The sequence below is a fragment of the Peribacillus simplex genome, from assembly GCF_030123325.1.
In the GTDB taxonomy this organism is placed as follows: domain Bacteria; phylum Bacillota; class Bacilli; order Bacillales; family DSM-1321; genus Peribacillus; species Peribacillus simplex_D.
Window position 1 is genome coordinate 4,437,306 of sequence record NZ_CP126106.1, and the last position, 21,828, is coordinate 4,459,133.

21 protein-coding genes, 1 pseudogene and 1 other annotated feature are annotated in these 21,828 nt (G+C 39.0%); of the genes and pseudogenes, 7 read left to right on the plus strand and 15 right to left on the minus strand.

From position 1 onward, the window contains the following. Window positions 1-118: 118 nt before the first annotated feature. The 3 genes and pseudogenes from QNH43_RS21085 to QNH43_RS21095 all read right to left on the minus strand — a co-directional run. The gene (locus tag QNH43_RS21085; RefSeq protein WP_283915529.1) at window positions 119-973 is read right to left on the minus strand and encodes a putative protein N(5)-glutamine methyltransferase; all 855 of its coding nucleotides are present in this window, start codon (window positions 971-973) and stop codon (window positions 119-121) included. A gap of 107 nt (window positions 974-1,080) precedes the next feature. Continuing rightward, window positions 1,081-1,818, minus strand: coding sequence for a MerR family transcriptional regulator (locus QNH43_RS21090; protein ID WP_283915530.1), 738 nt, complete (start codon window positions 1,816-1,818; stop codon window positions 1,081-1,083). Window positions 1,819-2,153: 335 nt separating this feature from the next. After that, window positions 2,154-2,296: pseudogene (locus QNH43_RS21095) on the minus strand (recombinase family protein); the annotation flags it as partial. 141 nt (window positions 2,297-2,437) lie between these two features. Here QNH43_RS21095 and QNH43_RS21100 point away from each other — a divergent pair. Further along, on the plus strand, window positions 2,438-3,556 hold the full coding sequence (locus QNH43_RS21100) for a GerAB/ArcD/ProY family transporter (protein WP_283915531.1): 1,119 nt from the start codon (window positions 2,438-2,440) through the stop codon (window positions 3,554-3,556). Window positions 3,557-3,867: 311 nt separating this feature from the next. Here QNH43_RS21100 and QNH43_RS21105 read toward each other — a convergent pair whose 3' ends face one another. After that, entirely contained in the window at window positions 3,868-4,716 is an 849-nt protein-coding gene (locus QNH43_RS21105) for a pentapeptide repeat-containing protein (protein WP_283915532.1), read from the minus strand. A gap of 228 nt (window positions 4,717-4,944) precedes the next feature. Between QNH43_RS21105 and yyaC the strand changes: the two genes are divergently transcribed. Continuing rightward, window positions 4,945-5,517: a spore protease YyaC gene (gene yyaC, locus QNH43_RS21110; RefSeq protein ID WP_283915533.1), complete on the plus strand. Its 573-nt coding sequence runs from the start codon at window positions 4,945-4,947 to the stop codon at window positions 5,515-5,517. Between the two features lie 181 nt (window positions 5,518-5,698). Here the strand turns inward: yyaC and QNH43_RS21115 are convergent, their stop codons facing one another. The 6 genes from QNH43_RS21115 to QNH43_RS21140 form a co-directional block, all read right to left on the minus strand. Then, a complete protein-coding gene (locus QNH43_RS21115; protein WP_179085983.1) occupies window positions 5,699-5,845 on the minus strand; it encodes a hypothetical protein in 147 nt (48 codons plus the stop codon). A gap of 55 nt (window positions 5,846-5,900) precedes the next feature. Continuing rightward, window positions 5,901-7,211, minus strand: coding sequence for a CitMHS family transporter (locus tag QNH43_RS21120; protein ID WP_283915534.1), 1,311 nt, complete (start codon window positions 7,209-7,211; stop codon window positions 5,901-5,903). Window positions 7,212-7,384: 173 nt separating this feature from the next. Then, window positions 7,385-8,089, minus strand: coding sequence for a response regulator (locus QNH43_RS21125; protein WP_283915535.1), 705 nt, complete (start codon window positions 8,087-8,089; stop codon window positions 7,385-7,387). A 2-nt stretch (window positions 8,090-8,091) separates the two neighbouring features. Beyond that, on the minus strand, window positions 8,092-9,681 hold the full coding sequence (locus QNH43_RS21130; RefSeq protein ID WP_283915536.1) for an ATP-binding protein: 1,590 nt from the start codon (window positions 9,679-9,681) through the stop codon (window positions 8,092-8,094). Between the two features lie 212 nt (window positions 9,682-9,893). Next, window positions 9,894-10,352 carry a VOC family protein gene (locus QNH43_RS21135; protein ID WP_283915537.1) on the minus strand — a complete coding sequence of 153 codons (459 nt, stop codon included), beginning with the start codon at window positions 10,350-10,352 and terminating at the stop codon, window positions 9,894-9,896. A 122-nt stretch (window positions 10,353-10,474) separates the two neighbouring features. Further along, window positions 10,475-10,984, minus strand: a complete 510-nt coding sequence (locus tag QNH43_RS21140; protein WP_283915538.1) for a GNAT family N-acetyltransferase — start codon at window positions 10,982-10,984, stop codon at window positions 10,475-10,477. A 364-nt stretch (window positions 10,985-11,348) separates the two neighbouring features. Between QNH43_RS21140 and QNH43_RS21145 the strand changes: the two genes are divergently transcribed. The 3 genes from QNH43_RS21145 to QNH43_RS21155 all read left to right on the plus strand — a co-directional run bounded on the left by QNH43_RS21145 (window position 11,349) and on the right by QNH43_RS21155 (window position 14,662). Then, entirely contained in the window at window positions 11,349-11,915 is a 567-nt protein-coding gene (locus QNH43_RS21145) for a sigma-70 family RNA polymerase sigma factor (protein ID WP_283915539.1), read from the plus strand. Next, a complete protein-coding gene (locus QNH43_RS21150; RefSeq protein ID WP_283915540.1) occupies window positions 11,912-13,045 on the plus strand; it encodes a DUF4179 domain-containing protein in 1,134 nt (377 codons plus the stop codon). The genes QNH43_RS21145 and QNH43_RS21150 overlap by 4 nt, the downstream gene beginning before the upstream one ends. A 228-nt stretch (window positions 13,046-13,273) precedes the next feature. Continuing rightward, window positions 13,274-14,662, plus strand: coding sequence for an L-cystine transporter (locus QNH43_RS21155; protein WP_283915541.1), 1,389 nt, complete (start codon window positions 13,274-13,276; stop codon window positions 14,660-14,662). Window positions 14,663-14,771: 109 nt separating this feature from the next. On the opposite strand, the gene QNH43_RS21160 is transcribed toward QNH43_RS21155, so the two are convergent. The 3 genes from QNH43_RS21160 to QNH43_RS21170 form a co-directional block, all read right to left on the minus strand. Then, entirely contained in the window at window positions 14,772-15,977 is a 1,206-nt protein-coding gene (locus tag QNH43_RS21160; protein WP_283915542.1) for a hypothetical protein, read from the minus strand. 146 nt (window positions 15,978-16,123) lie between these two features. Next, window positions 16,124-16,780, minus strand: coding sequence for a phosphatase PAP2 family protein (locus tag QNH43_RS21165; protein WP_283915543.1), 657 nt, complete (start codon window positions 16,778-16,780; stop codon window positions 16,124-16,126). A gap of 228 nt (window positions 16,781-17,008) precedes the next feature. Next, window positions 17,009-18,358 (minus strand): amino acid permease, encoded by a 1,350-nt coding sequence (locus QNH43_RS21170; protein ID WP_076364325.1) that lies wholly within the window; start codon window positions 18,356-18,358, stop codon window positions 17,009-17,011. A gap of 59 nt (window positions 18,359-18,417) precedes the next feature. After that, window positions 18,418-18,655 (minus strand) — a binding site (T-box leader). 257 nt (window positions 18,656-18,912) lie between these two features. Between QNH43_RS21170 and QNH43_RS21175 the strand changes: the two genes are divergently transcribed. Further along, the gene (locus QNH43_RS21175; protein ID WP_283915544.1) at window positions 18,913-19,323 is read left to right on the plus strand and encodes an HTH domain-containing protein; all 411 of its coding nucleotides are present in this window, start codon (window positions 18,913-18,915) and stop codon (window positions 19,321-19,323) included. Between the two features lie 499 nt (window positions 19,324-19,822). Here QNH43_RS21175 and QNH43_RS21180 read toward each other — a convergent pair whose 3' ends face one another. Then, window positions 19,823-20,056: a hypothetical protein gene (locus tag QNH43_RS21180; protein WP_283915545.1), complete on the minus strand. Its 234-nt coding sequence runs from the start codon at window positions 20,054-20,056 to the stop codon at window positions 19,823-19,825. A 203-nt stretch (window positions 20,057-20,259) separates the two neighbouring features. Here QNH43_RS21180 and QNH43_RS21185 point away from each other — a divergent pair, with 203 nt between their 5' ends. Then, the gene (locus tag QNH43_RS21185; protein ID WP_283915546.1) at window positions 20,260-21,423 is read left to right on the plus strand and encodes an MFS transporter; all 1,164 of its coding nucleotides are present in this window, start codon (window positions 20,260-20,262) and stop codon (window positions 21,421-21,423) included. 61 nt (window positions 21,424-21,484) lie between these two features. Here QNH43_RS21185 and QNH43_RS21190 read toward each other — a convergent pair whose 3' ends face one another. Beyond that, window positions 21,485-21,754 carry a hypothetical protein gene (locus QNH43_RS21190; RefSeq protein WP_283915547.1) on the minus strand — a complete coding sequence of 90 codons (270 nt, stop codon included), beginning with the start codon at window positions 21,752-21,754 and terminating at the stop codon, window positions 21,485-21,487. Between the last annotated feature and the right edge of the window lie 74 nt (window positions 21,755-21,828).

The window sequence follows — 21,828 nt, forward strand, 5'->3', positions numbered from 1 at the left end:
CCATACCTCGAGATGACTTGAATTTTTTTATTTCTGGATTGCCCATCATGTTTTTTCCTTAGACATAACTTCTTTGTTCCATTCGTTTTAAGAAAAAAGCGCCTCTAAAAACAGTTCTTTAGAGTGCGGGCCTGGTTCCAATTACGACAGTGGCGTCCAGTTCATCACACTTTACCACCCGTGGCATCATTCCGTATCTACCAAAGATTTCTACGGTCTGCATCGCTTGCCGCTCACTGGTCTCGACTAACAAATGGGAACCCGGTGCCAACCAAAGTGTTGCCGAAGCCGCCACCCTTCTCTGGACATCAAGCCCATCCGCCCCGCCATCTAATGCCACCCTCGCCTCATGCATGCGCGCTTCATGGGGTAAAAGAGCGATTCCCTCAGTAGGGACGTATGGTGCGTTTGCGACCAGTACGTCAACACGTCCCCGTAAATTGGCCGGAAGCGGTTCATAGAGGTCCCCTTCGTATACCTGACCATTGACTGAAATGACGTTACGACGCGCGCACCGCACCGCTGCGGGGTCAATGTCGACGGCGTACAGCTCGATATCTTCGAGAACATCGCCCACAGCGGAGCCAACCGCGCCAGTGCCGCAGCACAAGTCCACCACGACTGCTCCTGGCGTAGCAAGCGCTGCCGCTTGGCGGACTAAAAACTCGGTCCTTTTGCGGGGTACGAAGACTCCGAGATCAACCTCTATCCGGATACCGCAGAATTCCACCCAGCCGATGACGTGTTCAAGGGGCAAACCCGCAATCCGTCTATCCACCATCCCGGCCAGTTCGGCCGTTGTCCCCGCCGCGATGATGAGCAACCTGGCCTCTTCCTCGGCGAAAACACAACCTGCGGCCCGAAGTTTAGTGACGATGCTTGTATAAATGGCATCTCCATTAAAAACAGCCACTTTACTTCCATCAACATCATTGATTTCCCCAAGGTTAAAGGCGGCATTCCTAAATTCCATAAGTTTCCCCCTATTCTCTAAATCCGAATATTATAAATATTACCATAACTCCCTTTAGCTATAAAATAAGAAGGCTGCTGGAGCAACCTTCCATCTAATCTTGGGATTCAATTTTTGTTAGCGTCAGCAAAATGCCCCATCGCATCGCACATGAATTTTGCTAAACCATCACCGTATTTGTCGATATTTTTGGTGAAGCGTTGATCATCGACGTACATTTGACCTAATCCTTTAAAAGCATCCAGTGAGTATGTGCCGAAGTTATTGTTCAAACAATCATACCATTCTTTAATTGCCTCTTGTGCCTCCTCCGACTTGGGCGAGTCATTTCGGATTGACGCAAGTTTTATATAGATATCCGATACAATTTTCTGTGCATCTTTGGACATGCCCGCCACTTTTGCTTTCGACTCATCGACAGCTTTATCCCCCCAAAGCTTGCGGGCTTCTTCTTCATATGGATTCTGACTGAAGTCAAATCCTTCAAACTTTTCTTTATTCGTCATTTCTATTTCCCCTTTCATATGCTTAATCGATTTTTCGACCGTCTTAATTAATTTATCGAGCTGCCTGCGTTTCTCCAGTAACATTTTTTGATGTTGCTTTAACGCATCCTGTTTATCGAACGAAGAGCTGGTTATCATTTGTTTTATTTCCTTTAACGGCATGCCAAGTTCCCTGAAAAACAGGATTTGCTGCAACATCTCAAGATTATCATTCGAATAGAGGCGATAACCTGAATCGGTTATTTCCTCTGGCGATAATAACCCGATTTCATCATAATAATGCAGTGTCCGCACACTAATTCCGACTAAATCGGCCAGCTCTTTCACTTTCATTGCCACGGCTTCTACCTCCTTTCGATATCCTTTACTTTAAGGTATTACGCAACGTCAGAGTCAAATGGAAAAATGAAAATTTTCCGCCCAATTATAAAAGACGATCCTTCCTAATGAAGAATCGCATGTTAGTATAGTTCACACTTTGTAAAAGTTTAGGATTAAAGCCAAATTTTTGAGTTTGCGCCTTTTACTCGGGTCACTTTAGGTGTTATTTTGCACTTATTTTAATACTTATTAGACAATAATCATGCAGCATCTATACTTTGCCCCGTTCATTATTTATTGTCTATGTTACCATCCTGTATCTTCCGGTATAGAGTCATACAAGAGATACCGGCCTATTCAGCAGCATCCGTACGACTCATCCCTTGATCCATTAGATATAAGGCTTAATTCACCTTTTCCTCATCGGTTTTCGTCTTCCGGAATGTTTCCCTCGTTTCCTTGCACCCTGAATCCCTTCCTTTGTCCTTTCAGAAGTTTCTTTCAAATTGAGCAAATAAGTTCGACTTTAAAATACGTTTAAAATCCCCAAGGAAAGCCCAAAATGCTTATATATCACAAGAAGAAGAGAGTTTAAATGAACTATGGATTTTTGTTAAATAAAAAAGGTGGAAAATAGATGCTGGATACCGAAAAAATATCAGCGCACCAATACAGAACACTAGTGATTTTTTTTACGATCGGTACAACAATTATCACTGTTCCGACAACAATGGCCGCCGAGGCGAAACAGGATGGTTGGATTGGAGCTGTTTTAGGTGTAGCTATTGGGTTAATTATCATCTGGTTCTACAGCAAGCTTGGGCTGTTGTTTCCTGAAAAAACGTTTGTAGAAATGCATGAAAATTTGTTTGGAAAATGGATCGGTAAAATGATTTCTCTTTTTTTTCTTTCCTTTTCATTTTTATATGGATCTGAACTTTTGTTCTATGTAGGAAAATTTATAAGTATACAATTTTTCCCGGAAATACCTATAGCCGCAATTAATATTTCAATGGCCACTATTGTAATCATGAGTGTTCGTCTTGGATTAGAGACGTTTACCCGTAGCGCTGAAATTTTCATTGTGTTTTTCTTCATTCTTTTTATTATTTTAACAGTTTTTATTGCTCCTCAAATCAATCTTGAAAACCTTCAGCCTGTATTTGAGGTAGAAACTAAACCATTGTTGAGGGCAGTCTTTTTCTTTGTAGAATTCTCTACTGTTACTTCCGTAGCATTGTTAATGATTTTTCCGGCTTTTGTAAATCAACCAAAAGCCGCAAGTAAATCTTTCATGATGGGATACCTAATCGGCGGTCTTGTAATGATTGTCGTCATCTTCTTAACTATATCTGTACTTGGAGCTGAGAGTACTGCCCGGCATAACTATCCCACTTATACACTAGCGAGAAAAATTAATATAGGAAATTTTGTACAACGAATTGAAGCAGTATTAGCTATCATGTGGATTCTTTCCATCTATATGAAAATGACAATTTATTTATATGCTGTTGTTATCGGTATCGCACAAATATTAAATTTAAAAAATCATCGACCTTTAATATTACCTTTGGGGGGAATTAGTGTGATGCTTTCACTCGTAATGTTTTCGAATGTCATTGAGCAACAAACTTGGGATCAGGAAATTGCAGTATTTTTTTCATATACCGTTGGGTTTCTTTTACCTTTAATCATGCTTTGCATCGCCGTGTTTCGGAAAATGGTCAAGGGACAAAACGGTTCGAGGAAAAAGTAGAATATCAAGTAACATGCTTTGGTTTGAGTTTAAAGCCCCAGTTGGAAGAGACACCGACGAATAATGAGTCGTGATCAGTCCAAGAAAAGGGCGCGATTGAACAATAAGCAGTTGCTTTTTTTACTAACAGATCAAAATGGTCCTATAAATGATTTGATGTAAATTATTAAGAAACCCAGCCTATCTTCTCATGTGAAGGTAGCTGGAGTTTTAAAGTTGGATGTGCAAAGTAACACTCGTGAATTTAAAAACTTTCTTATTCATGAAGCGTTTGCTCTGCATGAAAATTAGCGCCGATCTTAGCTTTACTTCTACCTCCAATGATCGGGAATGCTTAATGAAAGCGGTAATTTTGTCTTCATATCGCCTTTAGCCGAGTTAATCTGTGCTTGTGTGATGAAGAAACTTCCGGTAAGATCGGCACCGCTTAAATCAGCGTCCCTAAAGTCTGCTCCGATAAGATCCGTCACTCTCATGTCAGCTTCTCTGAGGTCGGATGCAATAAGCAAAGCTCCTCTTAAGTTCGCTCCCCTAAGGTCAGCACCTCTCAACTTTGCACCGATAAGGTCACTTCCCCTACCTATTTTGTTCTGTTTTTTTTGTTTTTTCTTAGTTGAAACGTTAGCACGTACGAGTTCACTTGTGTGCAGAAGTAAATCATTAACGATCGCTCTATGAGCTGGTACATTCAGGTCCATGATAGACTTTGGACCTTGCTTAGTGAAATACTCCGTATCTTCAAAAGCCGCTTGCAATTCCCGGTGAAGAGGTTGCGCATCTTCTAAATTCAGTGCTTCATTTAAGTAGCAAAGCATTTCATGAAGTTGTTGCATAATAGGAAAAACCTCGAACATTTCCTTTGCTGACGATGGGTTGTCTCTCCAATCGTTTCCATTATATGTGAGTTGAGATACCTTTTGACCGGCACCAAAGCATTCATAAACCGTGCAGCCCTTAAATCCTTTTGCTCTGAGATTTTCATGGATGCCGCAACGATAATCCGATTGCAGGTTTGAACATGGTGTTCCTCCATCTTTATCAAATGCAAAATCAGCAGATTTTGCATAAGGCAAAGCTACACAGCACAAACCAAAACAATTTTCACAGTCTGCACGTAAATGATTAAGAACACTATCGTTATTGGTTAATTGATTAAACAATACTTACACTTCCTTCTATTAAATAAAACCAATCGTTTCATACTAGTAGATTTTTTGTTTTCTTCTATTTTATCAAAAATTCCAGTAAATCTATATATTAACAAAATACAAGTAAACACGAAATGAGGTAATGAGAGGGAACACAAGTGATTTCCAAATTATTAATCATGTTATAATTTCTACAAGATGTCACGGGACTCTAGTTGAATAAGATAAGGGAGTGTAGGCATGTATCCTTTTAATGGCCGGAAAAAAGGGGAGACAAAAAAAGAAATGCAGTATTGCAACTACACGTTGGAAACAGAGGCAGAAGGAGATATAGACGAAATGTCTTTTCAAATTGCAAGAATTCTTCGGGCAACTTCCAAAGAGATCATCTTTTTATGTATTGGTTCAGAACGTTCTACAGGAGATTCATTCGGACCTTTAGTGGGGACGATGCTAAGAGAAAAACAAGTACCTTATCATGTCTTTGGAACACTCGCAGAGCCTGTTCACGCTCTTAATTTGAAAAGTGTTTTGAAAGAAATAAAAAAGCAATTTAATAATCCCTTTATTTTTGGCATCGATGCTTGTTTGGGTGGTTATCATCAAATTGGTTCCATTTTTCTGACAGAAGGTCCTTTTAGCCCTGGTGAAGCCATGAATAAATCCTTACCTGAATTGGGTGATTATCACCTAAAAGCCGTCGTGAATTATTTAGATCCCCCTTTCCCCCAACACTCCTTAAATGCTACGAGTCTGGATACTGTCATGAACCTGGCGAAGATTACCACAAGAATCATTGTTAAAACCGTCTAAAATAAATAGTAAAACCCCAATAAAGCTTTAGCTTTTTCGGGGTACACTTAAATGCATAGTCTTGAAGGAAACTCGGATGTTTTGTGTTTTAATCATCATATTTTGTAAAGTTCCGCTTCCAATTTCATATTAACCTTTTATTGTTAACTAGCCATAAACACCTCTACGATTCATACTATCATTATGCTAAACCTGGGTCATTATAGTAAATGATTTCTGAAAGAACCTTATTGCCTTGAATATTCCAGAAAACTTCCCTTGCTGCTTGTTCTGTTTCAAATTCATACATTACAATATCTCTGTTTTGGTAGAGTGTGATGACCCACATTGAAAATCCTCCAATTTTAAAAATATCGATTTGCTCAATCGGCAAGATAGGCTAACTATATGACTCCCAAGATTATCGCTGCTATTGTCATGACAGTGACAGTCCCTAATGCCCATTTCACGGCAAACCGCTGTAAATCCCCAAAGTCAGTGCCCACTAAACCTATTAGCAAATGTGCTGCAGCTACCAAAGGACTCAATACGTGTATCGGCTGCCCTATTAACGAGGCGCGCCCTATTTCTGCCGCGCTGATTCCATAAGCATCAGCGGCCTGAGCGATAATTGGAAGTACGCCAAAATAGAATGCATTATTAGACATAAAGAAAGTAAATGGGGCACTTGCATACGCTACAATTACCGGTAAAAATGGTCCTAAAGATTCTGGAATAAGCGAAACCAACGTAATGGCCATTGCATCAATCATTTTCGTTCCAGACATGATGCCGGTAAAAATCCCGGCTGCAATGACAATTGAAACAACGGCCAATGCATTTTTCGAATGAACGGCTATTCGATCCTGCTGATCTTTCAGATTAGGATAATTGACCAATAAGGCAACGGCGAAAGCAATCATGAATAAAATGGTCAATGACATAAAATCAATGATTAAAGATGCCATGAGCACAATCGTTAAAATGAAGTTGAACCAGACCAATTTCGGTCGACGATAATCATGGGAGACCGTTGTTGCCGCTAACTCGGAATTGGCTTCTGAATTCATTTCTTTAGTGTGATTATGCTGGATCTCCACTACGCCCAATCTCTTTCGTTCCCCTTTTCCCAATATAAAAGCCACGACAAGAACCCAAATGAGCCCATAACCCATGACAGGAATCATTGGCAAGAACAATTCCGATGCGTCAAGATTTAACGAAGCCATTGCCATAGCGGAAGCTCCCCCCCACGGTGTCATATTCATTACACCCATGGATAACATGGCAACAGTGGCTAATATTATTTTGTTCATACCTAAACGCTTATATAGGGGTAAAAGAGCTGAGACCGTAATGATGTAAGTAGTTGTACCGTCCCCATCTAATGCGACGGTCATTGAGAGAATAGCGGTTCCCAAAACTATTTTTAAAGGATCTCCTTTTACTATCTTCAATATTTTAGAAATGAGAGGATCAAATAAACCCGAATCTATCATTATTCCAAAATATAAAATCGCAAATAAAATCATTATGGCTGTAGAAGCTATTCCTTCAACACCATCCTGCATCATGGGTCCCAGTTCTGTAAAAAACCCTCCGATCACACCAAATATGATTGGAACGAGCATAATGGCCACTAATGCCGATAGTCGCTTCGACATAATTAAATACATGAATACAGCAATCATGGAAAATCCTAAAATGGATAACATCTTCAAGCTCCCTTCTGTTTAACGCCACCTGTTTTGATAGCGCTTTCTTTAGAGACTATCATCCATCAAGCCTTTTTCACATATAATGAAAGTAATAAGAGTTTTAATCATTTTTTTCACGCCTGAAAAAGAAAAAACCCCCATTGATGAAAACGAACTTCATCAATGGGGGTTTAAAGGTGTTTTATTTTATATTTTCTTTCAGGCCTTCCAATATTTCCATACAAAACCTCAACTTCCATTTCATCACAGGATACTAAATACTCCAAATACCTGCGCATGGTTGAATAACTAATTCCAACTAGTTGACCTAGTTCATCGGCATTTAAACTGCCATTGACGTTTTGAATCTTACTTCTGACCATTTTCAAAGTATGTTTGTCAATCCCCTTGGGAAGAGGATTTATTTGGATATCATTTGCTTTATTTGGGTTACTTATGGTCCGAAAAAGAGTATCGACTTTATCTTGATTTACTAAGTTGTTATTATGCAGCTGCTGTCTCGTCAGGTCGTATTGATTGAGCGTCGCTAGAAGCTTATCGATAATGATGGGTTTTATTAGGTAACCAAAAGCCCCTCCCCTAATCGCTTCACTGACTGTTTCGGTATCATTCGCTGCGGTGATCAGAATTACATCAATGCCCCGGTATTCTTTCCTTATTTCCCGAAGAAGGTCAATTCCATTCATATCCGGTAAAAAGATATCCAATAAAATTAAGTCCGGCTGTGCGGCATGTAATATATTTAACGCTTGCTTGCCTGTACTAGCCGTAGCAATGACAGTAAATTGATCTAGTTGATTGGTAAATTGTTTATATATATTCACTGCATTATCGTCATCTTCAACAATGACAACTGTAATCGGTCCTTTGGGCATTCTCACGCCTCCTTTTCTTCTTTTATATCCTTCGGGAAGGCGATTGTAAATCTTGCTCCGCCCAAATAACTTTGACCAATATAAATTTCACCACTTAAAAGACCAATGGAGTTTTTTACAATGGCCAAGCCGATCCCATGATTTTCCCCATTTTTAGTCGTATATCCATCTGTAAAAATAATATCTTCCATTGCATGAGGGATACCTGGACCGTTATCCTCGATATCAAATATAATTTCGTTTCCTAAATCAGTAAACGAAACTTTGACCTTTCCCTCATTTTTGTTTTTTTGCCGTGCTGCCTCCATCGCATTATCGATGACATTACCAATAACGGAAACCAAGTGATGGGAATCCTCAGGTTTTAATGAACTGTTTAAATTGCTTTCCTGTTCTATTTCTAATATAACCTGCAATTCTTTTGAACGGTTTATCTTTCCAAGTAAACAGGCGGCGATTAACGGATCTTTAACCGATGACATAAGAAACGAAATGATATCTTGCCTCTCCCTCACTTCAGAAGAGATGATATTCAATGCCCTATCATATTGTTTTAAACTTAGTAATCCATAAATGGTATTTAATTTATTTAAAAACTCATGGTTTTGTGCCCGCATATTTTCTGAAAAGGCCTTGATTTCTGAAAATTCATTTGTTAATTGTTCAATTTCGGATACTGTTCTTATTGTTAAAACGATGCCCCTGACGTCATTATGATTTAGGATTGGGGATAAATCCAAAATGTATAGCTGTTGGCCTAAAAGTAACTTACGATTGAACTGTCCCTCTTTTGTGCTGATTACTATTTTGATGAGTTTTTCTAAATGCCCATTTACAACCCGCTTTCCCACCATAAGCTGATGATCATGAAACAATTCACGTGCTCTTTTATTCATGGAAGTAACCTGTTTTTCACTATTAATCGTAATGGTAGCATATCGAATGGCATCAAGTGTCGCTTCCCTTTCTTGAAATAGAAAAGAAATTTCCTCCGGCTCAAGACCTAAAATAAGCTTTTTTAAGCGTCGCGCTATAAATATTGCCCATAAGATTCCTACACCAATTGGGATAAGTGACAAATGAATAATCTTCATTTTATAATCGAATAGTTGATCTTGCACATTCTCTACCAAAAAACCTACAGATGAAACACCGATAACTTCCCCTTTATCATTCCAGATAGGCGCCTTAGCTTTAATCGCTGGACCCGAAATCCCATTTCCTTGATAAATAATTGATTTGTGTTCTATAAGTACTGCATCATTACTAGTAGCAGTAGGCTTCCCAATATATTCTGGATTAGGATGGGAGTATCGAAGTCCTTTATGGTTCGCAATAGTTACATAATCGGCACCTGTTGTTTGACGAATCATTTCTGATGCGGGTTGAATCACCTCTGAGGGCCTATTATCGTTAAATCCCTTGATGATCGTTGGATTTTGGGCTGCTAATTTAGCCACCGTCATTGCTTGATTACCCATTTGGTTTTCGACGATTTCTTCCAGCAGTGTAGAGAATAGAAGGCTCACAAGCAAGGTACTGATAAAAACAACGAATATGATAAGTAATGTCATTTGAGTTAATAAGTTCACTCTAATTTTAAACTCCACATTTATGCCCTTAACCTTTCTGTAATAATTGCTCATACTCGTAGAGTATAAAAATAAAATGATGTTTCGTATCACATATGGAATCGAAATAAAAATTCCATATTTTTCTAATTATAATAGTAAATTTCTATGTAAGAAAACAGTTTATTTATACCATGATTGAGACTAGACGGGAAACGTTTCCTTTACAGTGTTCACTTAGTTAATAGTTCTTCCCATTCTTCAAGTGAAAGTTTTTCAGTCATATGCTTATATGCATCAGGGACTTTTATCGAACACATAAGTTCCAGACTATTGCCATCAGGATCATTGAAGTAGACGGAAGCGTTTCCTTGGTTCGGACGCACAAAAGGTTCAATCGATGTCCTTTTTCCAAAAGGGACGACTTCAATTTTTAGGGATTGGAGCCAGGTTAATGCATTTTTCATATTTTCATAAGATATCCGAAATGCGATATGCCTTAGTGAAGGGTGGTATGGAGTTTGATATTCTTTCCCTTCCCATAATCCGACCCAGCTTTTGTTTTCCTCTATCCAAAAGAAGGCAGTATCTTCATCCCTCCATGCTAGCTTCAAGCCTATTTTCTTATAAAAATCCATAGAGATGGCCAAGTTCTTTACGGGTAGATGGGCTTCATATAAACCTTCTATCATATTATATTATCCTTTCTCCTTTTAAGTAATGAAATCTTTTGCCGCGAAAATATCTCGGGATTATTTCTTCTTCTCTTAAATCGTTTACAATTTATGCGATTTATTAATAGAAGAAAATGGATTTAAAGGTTCCTTATATAATGGTAGAATATTAGCTTTTGACCCGTATCCGCACTAATTTCCTCATTAATCGAAATCCGTTCAAAACCGTTTTTCACTAAAACCTTTTGGGAGGCAATATTGTCGCTTGTCGTTTTGGCTTGTATTTGAGTCACATTCAATCCCGGCGCCAGATTAACCAAAAGCTTTAAAGCTTCGTTCGCTATCCCCTTTTGCGTAAATGCTTCACCGATTCTGTAACCGACATGAGCCGTACCATTATTAGGATCGATATCCACAAGGTTAATCCTGCCGACGATTTTGCCTGAACGATCCTTAATTAAATAAAAAGAGGAGATGGCATCTTCTTGTTCTTTTAATAATTCCTTATGCCTGATCTCAAACGTTCCAAAGCTATAATAATCATCTCCCCGGCCTGGCACCGTTTGCTCGAAAAAACTTCTATTATTGCATTCAAATGCAAATAACGCGTGTGCATCCTGTTCATTTAGCCTGTGAATGTATATATCCATCATTCCTTCATCCTTTCAAAAAACGCTAAGATATACGACCTGATATATCATTCAAGAAAACCAAGGGCTTATCCTTCCTGCTGAATATATATCGAATATTTTTTCATTCAACAGTCTTTAGCAGCAATCAAGCATTTTTGTTAAAGAATCTATGGTTCGATTTTGCCAACAAGCCGTTTATATGGATAACACTGTCACATACTGACAAAATTTGATACCCTCAATACCATATCATTCCAAGTGCGAATGGAACCATCACACCCACTAATTTCTATAAAAATCCAAAAATAGTTGAGAATAAATCTTTTTACACACGTTGTATTAAGTGTAAAAGCTTTTACAAAAAAACAAGGGGAATCACGTCATGAAGTCTACTGATATAAATTTTATCGAGCGGTTGCAACGCCAAGAAGAAGACGCATTGGAATTTATAGTGAATACCTATTTGCCACTAATCAAGGGGGTCACATATAAGGTTCTCTCCCCTCTTAGGAACGACGGTGTCATGGAAGAATGCATCAATGATATTTTTCTTTCAATCTGGAACAATTCAAAAAAGTTCCATGGGGATACAACAGATTTCAGAAAATGGATCTGTGCTATCGCTAAGTTTAAAGCGATTGATTATTACCGAAAAGCCATGAAGAAAATGGAGCTTACATCAGGTTACACAGAAGTAGATCCAGAAAAATCTGCAGAAGACGAACTAATTATACTGGAAGACAGAAAAGAATTACTTCAGTTAATTGACCTTTTAGAACCTGTGGACCGGGATATTTTTATCATGAAGTACTTTCTTGGTTTAAAAAATGAGGATATATCGATAAAACTCGGGTTGACCAAAGCATCAATAGACAATCGAATTTATAGGGGAAAAAAGAAGCTAAATCAAAAAGCTACGAATCTTAAATTAGGAGGCAGTGTCGTATGAAGGATATTTATGAATTATTAAATGATATAGATTTAGACGAAACTGAATTTAAGGAAATGGATGTCACCGAACTAGAAAAAGCTAAAGTCAAAAGAACCCTAAAAAAATCAATAAGAAAGAAGAAAAAAATGAAACGTTGGCAAAAGAATGTTCTGGCTGCTTCCATTATATTCGGGTTATCCACCGCAACGATTGGATTCTCGTTTACCGCTTCTGCTAAAAGCATTCCTTTGATAGGAGATATTTTCAGCTATTTTAGTAATGAAAACTTAGGTCTCCCCGATGATATCAAGAATAATGGACTTTATAGTGATTATAAGGCCTACTCTAACAAAATTGGCTTTACCGAAGAAAGCAATGGCCTCACTTTCACGATAAATGACGCCATTTATGACGGAAAAACAGTAACCATCACTTATACTATTGAAAGCGAAGAAGATTTGGGTGACGGATCATTTCTCATTCCCAGCCCGAATATAAAAGAAATGAAAGCCCAAGGAGGATCGGATGAAATTTCAAAAGTAGCTGATAAAAAATATGTAGGCTTATTGACGATTAGTGACTTAGAAGATCTAAAAGAAGATAAAGTAAATATAGACTGGGATATAAACAGCATCAGTATTAACGACATGGATAAAGAGATAAAAGGAAATTGGAACTTTGCTTTCTCACTAAAGGCAACTGAAAGCAACGAGAAGGTCATCAATAAAAGTGTGAATCAACATGGAGTAAAAGTATCCGTCGAAAAACTATCAATCTCGCCAATGTCCTTTGTGGTTGATTATCATCAAGAAGTGTCCGACTCAGTCAAAAGCAAGTGGGATGAAGCCTATGTGGAGTTGACCATTAAAGATGACTTAGGGAATGTATACGATGGTCAAGAAAACGGAGGAAGCGGTATCGATTCTTATAATTTGAACTTCAGCAAAACATTCCAAAAAATCGATCCGGATGCTACGCAACTGATTGCGACACCACATGTAACATTACGCAATTTCACTTCAGAGAACCACGGAGAGGTAACCATAACGGAGGATGGTGAAGAAAAGGTGTCATCCTTCCCAACAAAACCAGGAATTGCTCCCAAAGAGTTGGTATTGGATGATATCGTGATTGATTTGAGGAAATAACAATTTCACCTACAAGAGGTATACTGAACCCTTCCCAGAGTGGGAAGGCTCAGGTATACCTCTTTTTTGTGACTTCTTATTCTGTCCATGAATAGAGATATATACATGAATTACTTGAAAAGTCAAAAATAAATTATTTTCTTCTGGTAAAAAATCAACGGATGATGTATCATAGTCTTCAGATATTTATTATTCTTATTTGGTTAATCGGAATTAGGAGGAATATATATGATTGGTTATGTGTTTTTAAATCTTGCCATAATGCTCGTTCTTTTAGGCGTTTTATTTTACATGAGTAAGAAGCATGTTTCCTTTACAAAAAGGGTCTTTACTGGACTTGGTTTAGGGATTGTATTCGGGCTTCTATTGCAGTATTTCTTTGAACCCCAGTCTGAAGCGATCATTAAATCTGTCGATTGGTTTAACATTGTAGGTTCCGGCTATGTCAAGTTCCTGCAAATGATCGTCATGCCGCTTGTCTTCATTTCGATCTTATCCGCATTCACAAGATTGAAGCTGACTAGCAATATTGGAAAGATCAGTGTCCTGATCATCGGAATCCTGCTTGGAACGACTGCGATTGCAGCAGCTGTTGGGATCACCTCGGCAACTGTATTCAATTTGGAAGCCGTTCAAATTGAGCAAGGGGAAGCGGAGTTAAGCCGCGGGGATCAAATATCGGAGACATACGGTACGATTCAGGATAAAACGATGCCGCAGCAAATCCTTGAATTGATTCCGTCCAATCCGTTCCTTGATTTAACGGGAGCACGTCCGACATCAACCATTTCCGTTGTAATTTTTGCTGCATTCCTTGGGATTGCCTATTTAGGAGTCAAGCGCAAGCAGCCTGAACATGCTGAATTTTTTGCTAAAATAGTAGATACATTGCACAGCATCATCATGCGTGTCGTAACATTGATCCTGCGTTTAACGCCATACGGGATCTTGGCGATCATGACGAAGACGGTAGCTACGAGTGATTTGGATGCCATCCTGAAATTGGGGAAATTCGTGGGAGCCTCTTATGTCGCACTGATCGTCATGTTCCTCATCCATTTGCTATTGCTGATGCTTGCAGGATTGAACCCAATCGTATATTTAAGAAAAGCTTTCCCGGTATTATCGTTTGCCTTCACCTCAAGAACAAGTGCAGGAGCTCTTCCATTGAACATCCAAACACAGAAACAACTAGGGGTGTCGGAAGGTATTGCCAACTTTGCCGGATCCTTCGGCTTGTCGATCGGTCAAAACGGCTGTGCCGGAATCTATCCGGCCATGTTAGCGGTCATGATCGCTCCAACGGTTGGAATCAACCCACTGGACCCTTCATTCATCGCCATGTTGATTGCCATCGTGGCCATTAGCTCTTTCGGGGTTGCAGGTGTAGGCGGAGGAGCAACATTCGCTGCCATCCTGGTATTATCTGCAATGAACTTGCCAATCGCCTTGGCCGGACTGTTGATTTCCGTCGAGCCATTGATCGATATGGGAAGAACGGCTGTGAATGTCAGCGGAAGCATGACTTCCGGCATCCTGACCAGTAAAGTGACGGGTGACCTGGATAAGGGACAGTTCAGCGAAGAATCATCTTTGAAAATTGAAGCTGAAATGTAAAAGAAAAAAGCATCGGACTTCCTGTCATGGGAGGTTCGATGCTTTTTTTCATGGTCTGCCGGTATCAAATATATGTTAGCAGACACACTCCATGCTTTACTTGTACATTTTAAGGAATAAATACATGCCAGATATTTTCTTGTTTCTTATATTTCCCCTTTATTTCTCCAACTCCATCAATTGTAAGCGAATCGCTGTTTTCAATGGGTCTTTTCCCTAATATCAGATGTAATTTATTTATATATTTAATTCCATTACCAACATGGGCAATTACAGGTTGTTGAAAAAGAAAGTCTTGGTTGTTCATTCTTACTATTAAAAAACTCTTATGTAAAAGTCTATCTTCTACTGGGATGATATTCATCGGGTCAAAGGATTCAGCAGTTATTTCCCCTTCAATATATAAATGAATTCCTGCTTGTTCATTAAACTCTTCAAATGCTTTCATTCTCTTTTCCATGGCAAAATTAACGACTTCTTCTGTTTCAGGACTTACCTTCACATCAGCTATTGAATCTTCCATATAGTCACCGGTATGCTGTTTCAATAGGTCATATAATGTATCTTCGCTATCAAAAAAACTTTCCATCCAGTCTGGTGAAAGCTCCTCCAGTAACAAACACATAAACAAACCGGAACTATAACAACTTCTTCTAATACTAGAAGTAGATTCATATTTGTTTATTAATTGTTGTGCATACTTTTTTAAAACTGAATGGTAATCAAGCGGGCTTTTTTCCGAGTAAGCCCTTAATTCGACATACCACGCAGGCCCCTCAATGGTTTCAATCAACTTTTCATATGTTAGGTACTCTCCAATACTGGCTGCTCTTTTTTCCCTTAGGGCAATGAAAGCATCAAGGTATTGTTTCTTCTTCATTATGTTATTTTCCAACAACGCATGATAAAGATTTGTTCTTTCCTGATTTCGCAATTCCACATTTTCTTTTGACAACGGATATGTGATTCCCATCATTTCATCAGGAAACCGTTTTTCATCTTTAATATATTGATAGCCGTGAAATAATTCGTGAACCACTATTGAATACAAATCTTCATAATCCTCATACGAATCCATATTAACAATTGCGGTTGGATATTCTTCATACGAAATAATTGTGTCTCCAGTAAACCGTACATCCCACTTTAAAATATGATATGTACATTGTGGATCGTTACTGAATTTGGGATGATTGAATAGATAAACATTTCTCTTATCATATAAAGCATAAGCAACAAGTTCAAAACCCGGCCAATAATTTTCCAACTTCGCTTTAACCAAGTCTTCAGCCATTCGATTAAGATAATGAGGCATTCTTTTCCCTCCATTGTTTTAATTCGATTAAAAACATAATATCATATATGTTTTAACATAAATATCCAAATTATTAATAGACAAAAAACCACTGTAACATATCAGCTCATGGGAGCTAATATTCTTACAGTGGCTATTTCCTGTGGTCACTTTTTAATTTGCCTTGCTGTGTAATGATTGGCCTGATAAGCCGATAGGGCTTGGAACATATACTGGACAGCTGCATATACCCCGCATGCAAGAAGAATCCCTGCGAGTACATCCAATACAGCATGCTGTTTCGTAAATAGCGTGGAGAGGATAATCAGTGTTCCGAATGCAGTGACACTGGCATACTCCCATTTATGCTTTTCTTTCCGCTTATGGGCGACGATCATCATGATGAATGTAGTCAGTACATGAATGCTGGGAAGACAGTTGACAGGTTGATCATGACTATAAACGATTCTCATTAAATGGGCAAAGATATCGTTCCCCACCACTTCTGGACGGGGGACTGTCGTTTGCCAAAGGCAATATACAAGAAAACAGAGAAGTTTCCCCGATATCAAACTGCCTAATCCTACGAAATAGTGCTTTCGGTCAACAAAACAGTAGTAAATCAGCAATCCATAAATATACGGATACCAAAGTAAATAAGGCACGACAAATTCTTTAATAAAGGGAATCTCCCCATCTATTATAGTCGTAACATCGACAGCATGACCTGAAGATTGGTTGATGATTGAATAGATGGAACTAGTAATCACCAAAAGTAATAAATAATATAACGGGTGAAAGGATAAGATGGAATTGTTTTTCATAGCTCGCTCCGGCTTTCAATATATTGGTTTTTTCCAAAGATTATTATACAACATTTTTCACTAGATTCACTCTTTAATTGCTAAAGTTAATGATTCCCATGAACTAGTAAAATGGATATCTCTTACTTTTAATGCGACCAAGAATACATAACGAAAGCCATGGCATGCTACCATGGCTTGAAACTGAAACTTATATGCGAGAAGGCAAAAGCGATATTCCCGCTTTCTCTAGATTTTGTTGTGGCGTTTTTTCCATACAAACGTCAAGGAAATGAAGATGTAGATGCAAAGTGTAATGATCGTAACGATGATGGATGTCGTGAAAATGATTCCGATCAGGATCGTTATTAAAGCGATGATCGCAGCCCAAGTCGTATACGGGAACCATTTTACCGAATAGGCACTTGTTTTTCCGGACTGTTGTTTACGTGATTTCAAATGGGCGAAAGCAATGATCAACCAGATGAATAATACGGTATATCCCAGCGAACCCATAAGGAAATCGAATGTCTTGCTTCCAGCAAATAAGGAAATCAGTACACCGCCATATAAAGCGGAAGTACACATCAAGATTGCGGGAACAGGTACTTTCTTCTTGGATAAACGGGAAAAGATTTTCGGAATGCGACCATCCACTGCTTGTGTATATAGAACGCGGGATGAACCATACAACCCGGAGTTCATCGATGAAATGATCGCTAATAGAACAACGGCGTTCATAATATGGTCGGCACCTGGAATCCCAATCATTTGAAAGACCATTACAAACGGACTTACCTGCACCCCGTTTACTTCGTTCCAAGGAATTAAGCTAACGATGATGAAAAAGGGAATGATATAGAAGGAAATGATCCTGACCAATGTACTGCGAACGGCTTTTGGAACCACTTTTTCAGGATTTTTCGTTTCTGCTAATGTGACCCCGATGATTTCCGTACCGCCATATGAATAGATTACCACCAGCATCGCCGTGATCAAACCTGTCGACCCATTCGGAAAGAACCCGCCATGCTCAGTCAAGTTAGAAAAACCGACGGCTGTATGATCACCAAAAGTAACGAGCAGCAACAATAATCCAGCCATGATGAACACAATGATGACGGTAATTTTAACTAAAGCAAGCCAGTACTCCGTTTCAGCAAAAACCTTTACCGACAGCAAGTTAACCGCAGTAACTAAAACCGAAACAGCTAATGCCAGTATCCAGATTGGATATCCAGGCAGCCAATATTGAAGGAAAATCGCCGCAACCACTGATTCAGCTGCGATATTCAAAACCCACATTTTCCAATAGATCCAGTCCAGGAAATAGGCAGGATACTTTCCTAAAATTGATTGGACCAAATCCCTGAATGTTCGTGCACCGCTATTGCGGACCGCCATTTCAGCTAAACCTTGCATGATGAATAATAGGATGATGCCTCCTATCAAGTACGCAATGATTACGGAAGGTCCTGCCATATCAATGGCTGAACTGCTTCCTTTAAATAAACCTGCCCCGATGGCACCGCCTAATGCCATCATCGTAATATGCCTTGAAGTCATTGTCCTCTGTAAATTCCGTTTGTCCGTTTCCATATCCTTACCTCCCCAAAATCAAAAAAAGCATATCGTCTCTTCCTTCATAATCAAATGAAGAAAGAGACGATATGCCTTAAGCTTACCGCGGTACCACTCTTATTGGCTCTTTTCTAGAACCCTGCTTTAAAAACCTTGTAACGAAGGTCAATCGTTAAAACAAAAGAATGGAATCATTCCTATCTTTCGCTTTACCACTCCCAGGCAAGTTCAAAGTATCATTGGACTGCGTTGCACCAACCCGCAGCTCTCTTTACCGAATAATGTGCTTTTACTACTCCTGATCATTGCGTTTCAAAAATTAAATTATATCTGAATATTTTTAATAATATCCAATACTATACGGACTCGAAGTAAATTTGTCAATAACTTTCTCAGGATAATATTTTCAAAGAAACAAATCATGGGAAATCGCGTTAAGCCAGCACTATGAAATCAGTAGAATACTATTGGGAATAAAGTTGATTCTCTACTGGAGAATTGCTGTTTCACGGTTTAATGATTCTGTTTCTTAAAACTATAATAGAGTAAAAAGTGAAAGAGGGTTATTTAAGATGATTGGTCATGAACCTAAAGAGTTATTAAGAACTCTTCTAAATGATTATAAAATGCCTGCAGCATCATTAAGTAAAATTACAGGAATATCTGAGCAAGTCATTCTAGATTTTGCAAATGGTGAAAATATTCAATCCACGGTAACTCAAACAGAATTGATGGACCTAATAGATTTAGTGGGCCTATTAGTCATAGGCGTGCCTTCATCCGATGCAAATGAAAGGGTTTCTGCTATAACTCAAGCACTGAACAATGAATTTGGTATACCAGTAGAGACGATTTCCTTATTCTCTAATCTTGAGTGTGAAGATATCGAAGAATTCATGAAAGAAAATGAATCTCTGTCAATTGAGAAAAGATACAACCTTGCAGTAACAGTCCTTTTTTTGCATTATATCTTCAAAAGATGATTATTTTATTTATGAAACACCTACCCGGGTCTGACTTTAATTTATGCAACGGAGCATTTCCAGGACAAACAAAATGTTTCAGCAACCATGCTTCAACTTCCCTTTTCGGTGTCTGAATATTCTGGTAACGACCCTAAGATAAACTAATAAGACCCAATGCTCGATACATGAGGGTGAAAACAGCAAGAGTAAGCAATCATTTTTCTAAACGATTTAATCTTGGTCAGAAGAAGAACCACTACTGTCTTGTGGGGATGAGTGGTTCTTTTTCCGTTTCTTGGCGAACGCAGACAGGATGAGACTGGTTGCTACGGCAACATATCTGTAAGAAATGTATCATGAGGTCACTTCCTTCCCCGTCTATAATTAGATGGAAAAGCAAAACCGTGACCTTCTTCCAATCCTTCATCAATAATTCCCACTGGAATAACCGAACACTAACTTCCTGTTTACCTTATCAAATCAATCTATTCATAAAAGCCCAGGCTCTCCTAAACGTTTAAAACTCCATCCCTAACCATGATGCAGCGACCATCAGGACCCCAACGACAATTACAATAACCGGTCCTACAACAATTAATCCAAATAGCAATGAGACTACTGCGTCCAGGAAGATTCGAAATGGCCCTGCTTTTTCCTTTTTATTGGCTTGCTGCGTTAATAAGTCTTCAAGATGACCGACTTTTTGCTTCAATTCCTGCAACTCCTGAATCACCTTTGTGTCTTGATCCATTAAATATCACCCTCTCTAATTAACAATAAGTGTTAATTCTATCATTTACATCCATTTTTAAAAAGTGAAATTTAACCTCGAATCCAACTCTATTTTTCTATTTTCATCCTTAAAATTAAAACTATTTTTTCAAATTCTGTCATAAATGATACAATAACAAGGTTAAAATCAATCTATAGAACACGTGAGGTATCCTATTTTTTATGAAAGCAATACGATTATTAAAGGGTTTTAACTTTTTATATTTTGGACTGCTTGCCATTTTCATTCCGTTTCTCCCAGTCTATCTGTCTGATCAAGGTTTGCGTCCTGCCCAAATCGGCTTCATCGTCGGTACAGGAGGTTTTGTCACCCTCATCACCCAGCCTTTATGGGGAATGATCAGCGACAAAACAAGGACGATACAAAAAGTCCTGTTGTTACTCGTCTTTTTCTCGACCGTAATCGGTTATTTCCTCTATGATTCAAGCAGTTATCTTCAGCTCATCCTCTTTGCCATGCTGCTATATTTCTTTCTGATGCCGATTGATCCCCTGACGGAAAGCCTTAACTTTACGATGGCAGAGAAATCCGGGATCAGCTACGGCTCGATCCGGACATATGGTGCATTGGGCTATGCGGTCATATCGCTGATCACCGGCTATGTTATGTCATATTTTGGAGCGAACAGCCTGGCCTTCCTTTTTGCGGGCATAGGATTGATCAGTTTCATTATCAGCTGGATGATGCCTGATGCACCCGTATCAGGGAAACCTGTCACCTTTAGCAGCCTTAAGCACTTTTTCAGCAATAAAGAGACGCTTCTCTTTCTGTTATTGGTCTTTATTTGTGCTGTTCCAGCAAGGATGAACGATACTTTCCTTGGAGTGTATATCCGCGAACTTGGAGGAAGTGCCAAGCTTGTAGGCTTGACCTGGTTCTTAGCGGCGGGAAGTGAAATCGTTGTGTTCGCCCTAAGCTTCTGGTGGCTTCGCAAGGGTAAGGAAATTATCATCATTTCGTTCGCAGCAGCGTTTTTCTTTATCCGTTATTTCATCTCTGCGTGGATTACCGATCCACAGCTATTAGCTTATTTGCAAGTCATGCAGCTATTGACTTTCCCGATTTTCTACTCGGCGGCCATCCAATATCTGTACCGGATCGTTCCGGTGGAATGGCGTGCCACAGGCCAGACCGTACTGGCGCTGCTATTCTTCGGGGTTTCGGGAATCATTGCTTCTTATGTAGGCGGAGCCATATATGGGGCCTACGGTGGCAAGACCCTTTACTTGTTCATCTCCTCCATCTCCTTTATAGGAATGGTATTCGCTTTGGTTCTTTATCGGATATACGGCAAGAGGCTCGATACTTCAGAGGAAGCCGTATAATCTAAAAAACTGTATAAAAAAAGAGCATGTTTTGATCAAAACATGCTCTTTTTGCATTCCGTTAGCGAAATAATGGGGCGAACGTCAACATTAGCACAGAGAAGCAAAGCAAGATTGTCGTTGTCCTATTTGAGAGTTTTACTTGTCTGCGATTTTTATAGAGTAAATAGAGTAATGGAAGAATTGCCATAGCAACAATCCATCCGCCTGCGGTATTCTCTACAGTTATTCCAAAAATCGCATAAATTGAATGAATGATGAACCCCATTATCATTCCAATAACGAAAATGATGGTGATGATACGAAATAATTCTAAGATAACTCTTAACATCAATCACCTGCTTTTTTCCCTTTATCCGTAAAAAAAAGGCTGCAATCATCAGCAACCTTGAAAGAACTTTACGG

Excerpts from the sequence above, each read along its gene's own strand:
- QNH43_RS21100 (WP_283915531.1), top strand. The coding sequence starts at position 2,438 with ATGCTGGATACCGAAAAAATATCAGCGCACCAATACAGAACACTAGTG.
- QNH43_RS21165 (WP_283915543.1), bottom strand. The coding sequence starts at position 16,780 with ATGAAAAACAATTCCATCTTATCCTTTCACCCGTTATATTATTTATTA.
- QNH43_RS21160 (WP_283915542.1), bottom strand. The coding sequence starts at position 15,977 with ATGCCTCATTATCTTAATCGAATGGCTGAAGACTTGGTTAAAGCGAAG.
- QNH43_RS21140 (WP_283915538.1), bottom strand. The coding sequence starts at position 10,984 with ATGGATATATACATTCACAGGCTAAATGAACAGGATGCACACGCGTTA.
- QNH43_RS21185 (WP_283915546.1), top strand. The coding sequence starts at position 20,260 with ATGAAAGCAATACGATTATTAAAGGGTTTTAACTTTTTATATTTTGGA.
- QNH43_RS21145 (WP_283915539.1), top strand. The coding sequence starts at position 11,349 with ATGAAGTCTACTGATATAAATTTTATCGAGCGGTTGCAACGCCAAGAA.
- QNH43_RS21115 (WP_179085983.1), bottom strand. The coding sequence starts at position 5,845 with ATGTGGGTCATCACACTCTACCAAAACAGAGATATTGTAATGTATGAA.
- QNH43_RS21120 (WP_283915534.1), bottom strand. The coding sequence starts at position 7,211 with ATGTTATCCATTTTAGGATTTTCCATGATTGCTGTATTCATGTATTTA.
- QNH43_RS21125 (WP_283915535.1), bottom strand. The coding sequence starts at position 8,089 with ATGCCCAAAGGACCGATTACAGTTGTCATTGTTGAAGATGACGATAAT.
- QNH43_RS21085 (WP_283915529.1), bottom strand. The coding sequence starts at position 973 with ATGGAATTTAGGAATGCCGCCTTTAACCTTGGGGAAATCAATGATGTT.
- yyaC (WP_283915533.1), top strand. The coding sequence starts at position 4,945 with ATGTATCCTTTTAATGGCCGGAAAAAAGGGGAGACAAAAAAAGAAATG.
- QNH43_RS21150 (WP_283915540.1), top strand. The coding sequence starts at position 11,912 with ATGAAGGATATTTATGAATTATTAAATGATATAGATTTAGACGAAACT.
- QNH43_RS21180 (WP_283915545.1), bottom strand. The coding sequence starts at position 20,056 with ATGGATCAAGACACAAAGGTGATTCAGGAGTTGCAGGAATTGAAGCAA.
- QNH43_RS21135 (WP_283915537.1), bottom strand. The coding sequence starts at position 10,352 with ATGATAGAAGGTTTATATGAAGCCCATCTACCCGTAAAGAACTTGGCC.
- QNH43_RS21155 (WP_283915541.1), top strand. The coding sequence starts at position 13,274 with ATGATTGGTTATGTGTTTTTAAATCTTGCCATAATGCTCGTTCTTTTA.
- QNH43_RS21190 (WP_283915547.1), bottom strand. The coding sequence starts at position 21,754 with ATGTTAAGAGTTATCTTAGAATTATTTCGTATCATCACCATCATTTTC.
- QNH43_RS21170 (WP_076364325.1), bottom strand. The coding sequence starts at position 18,358 with ATGGAAACGGACAAACGGAATTTACAGAGGACAATGACTTCAAGGCAT.
- QNH43_RS21175 (WP_283915544.1), top strand. The coding sequence starts at position 18,913 with ATGATTGGTCATGAACCTAAAGAGTTATTAAGAACTCTTCTAAATGAT.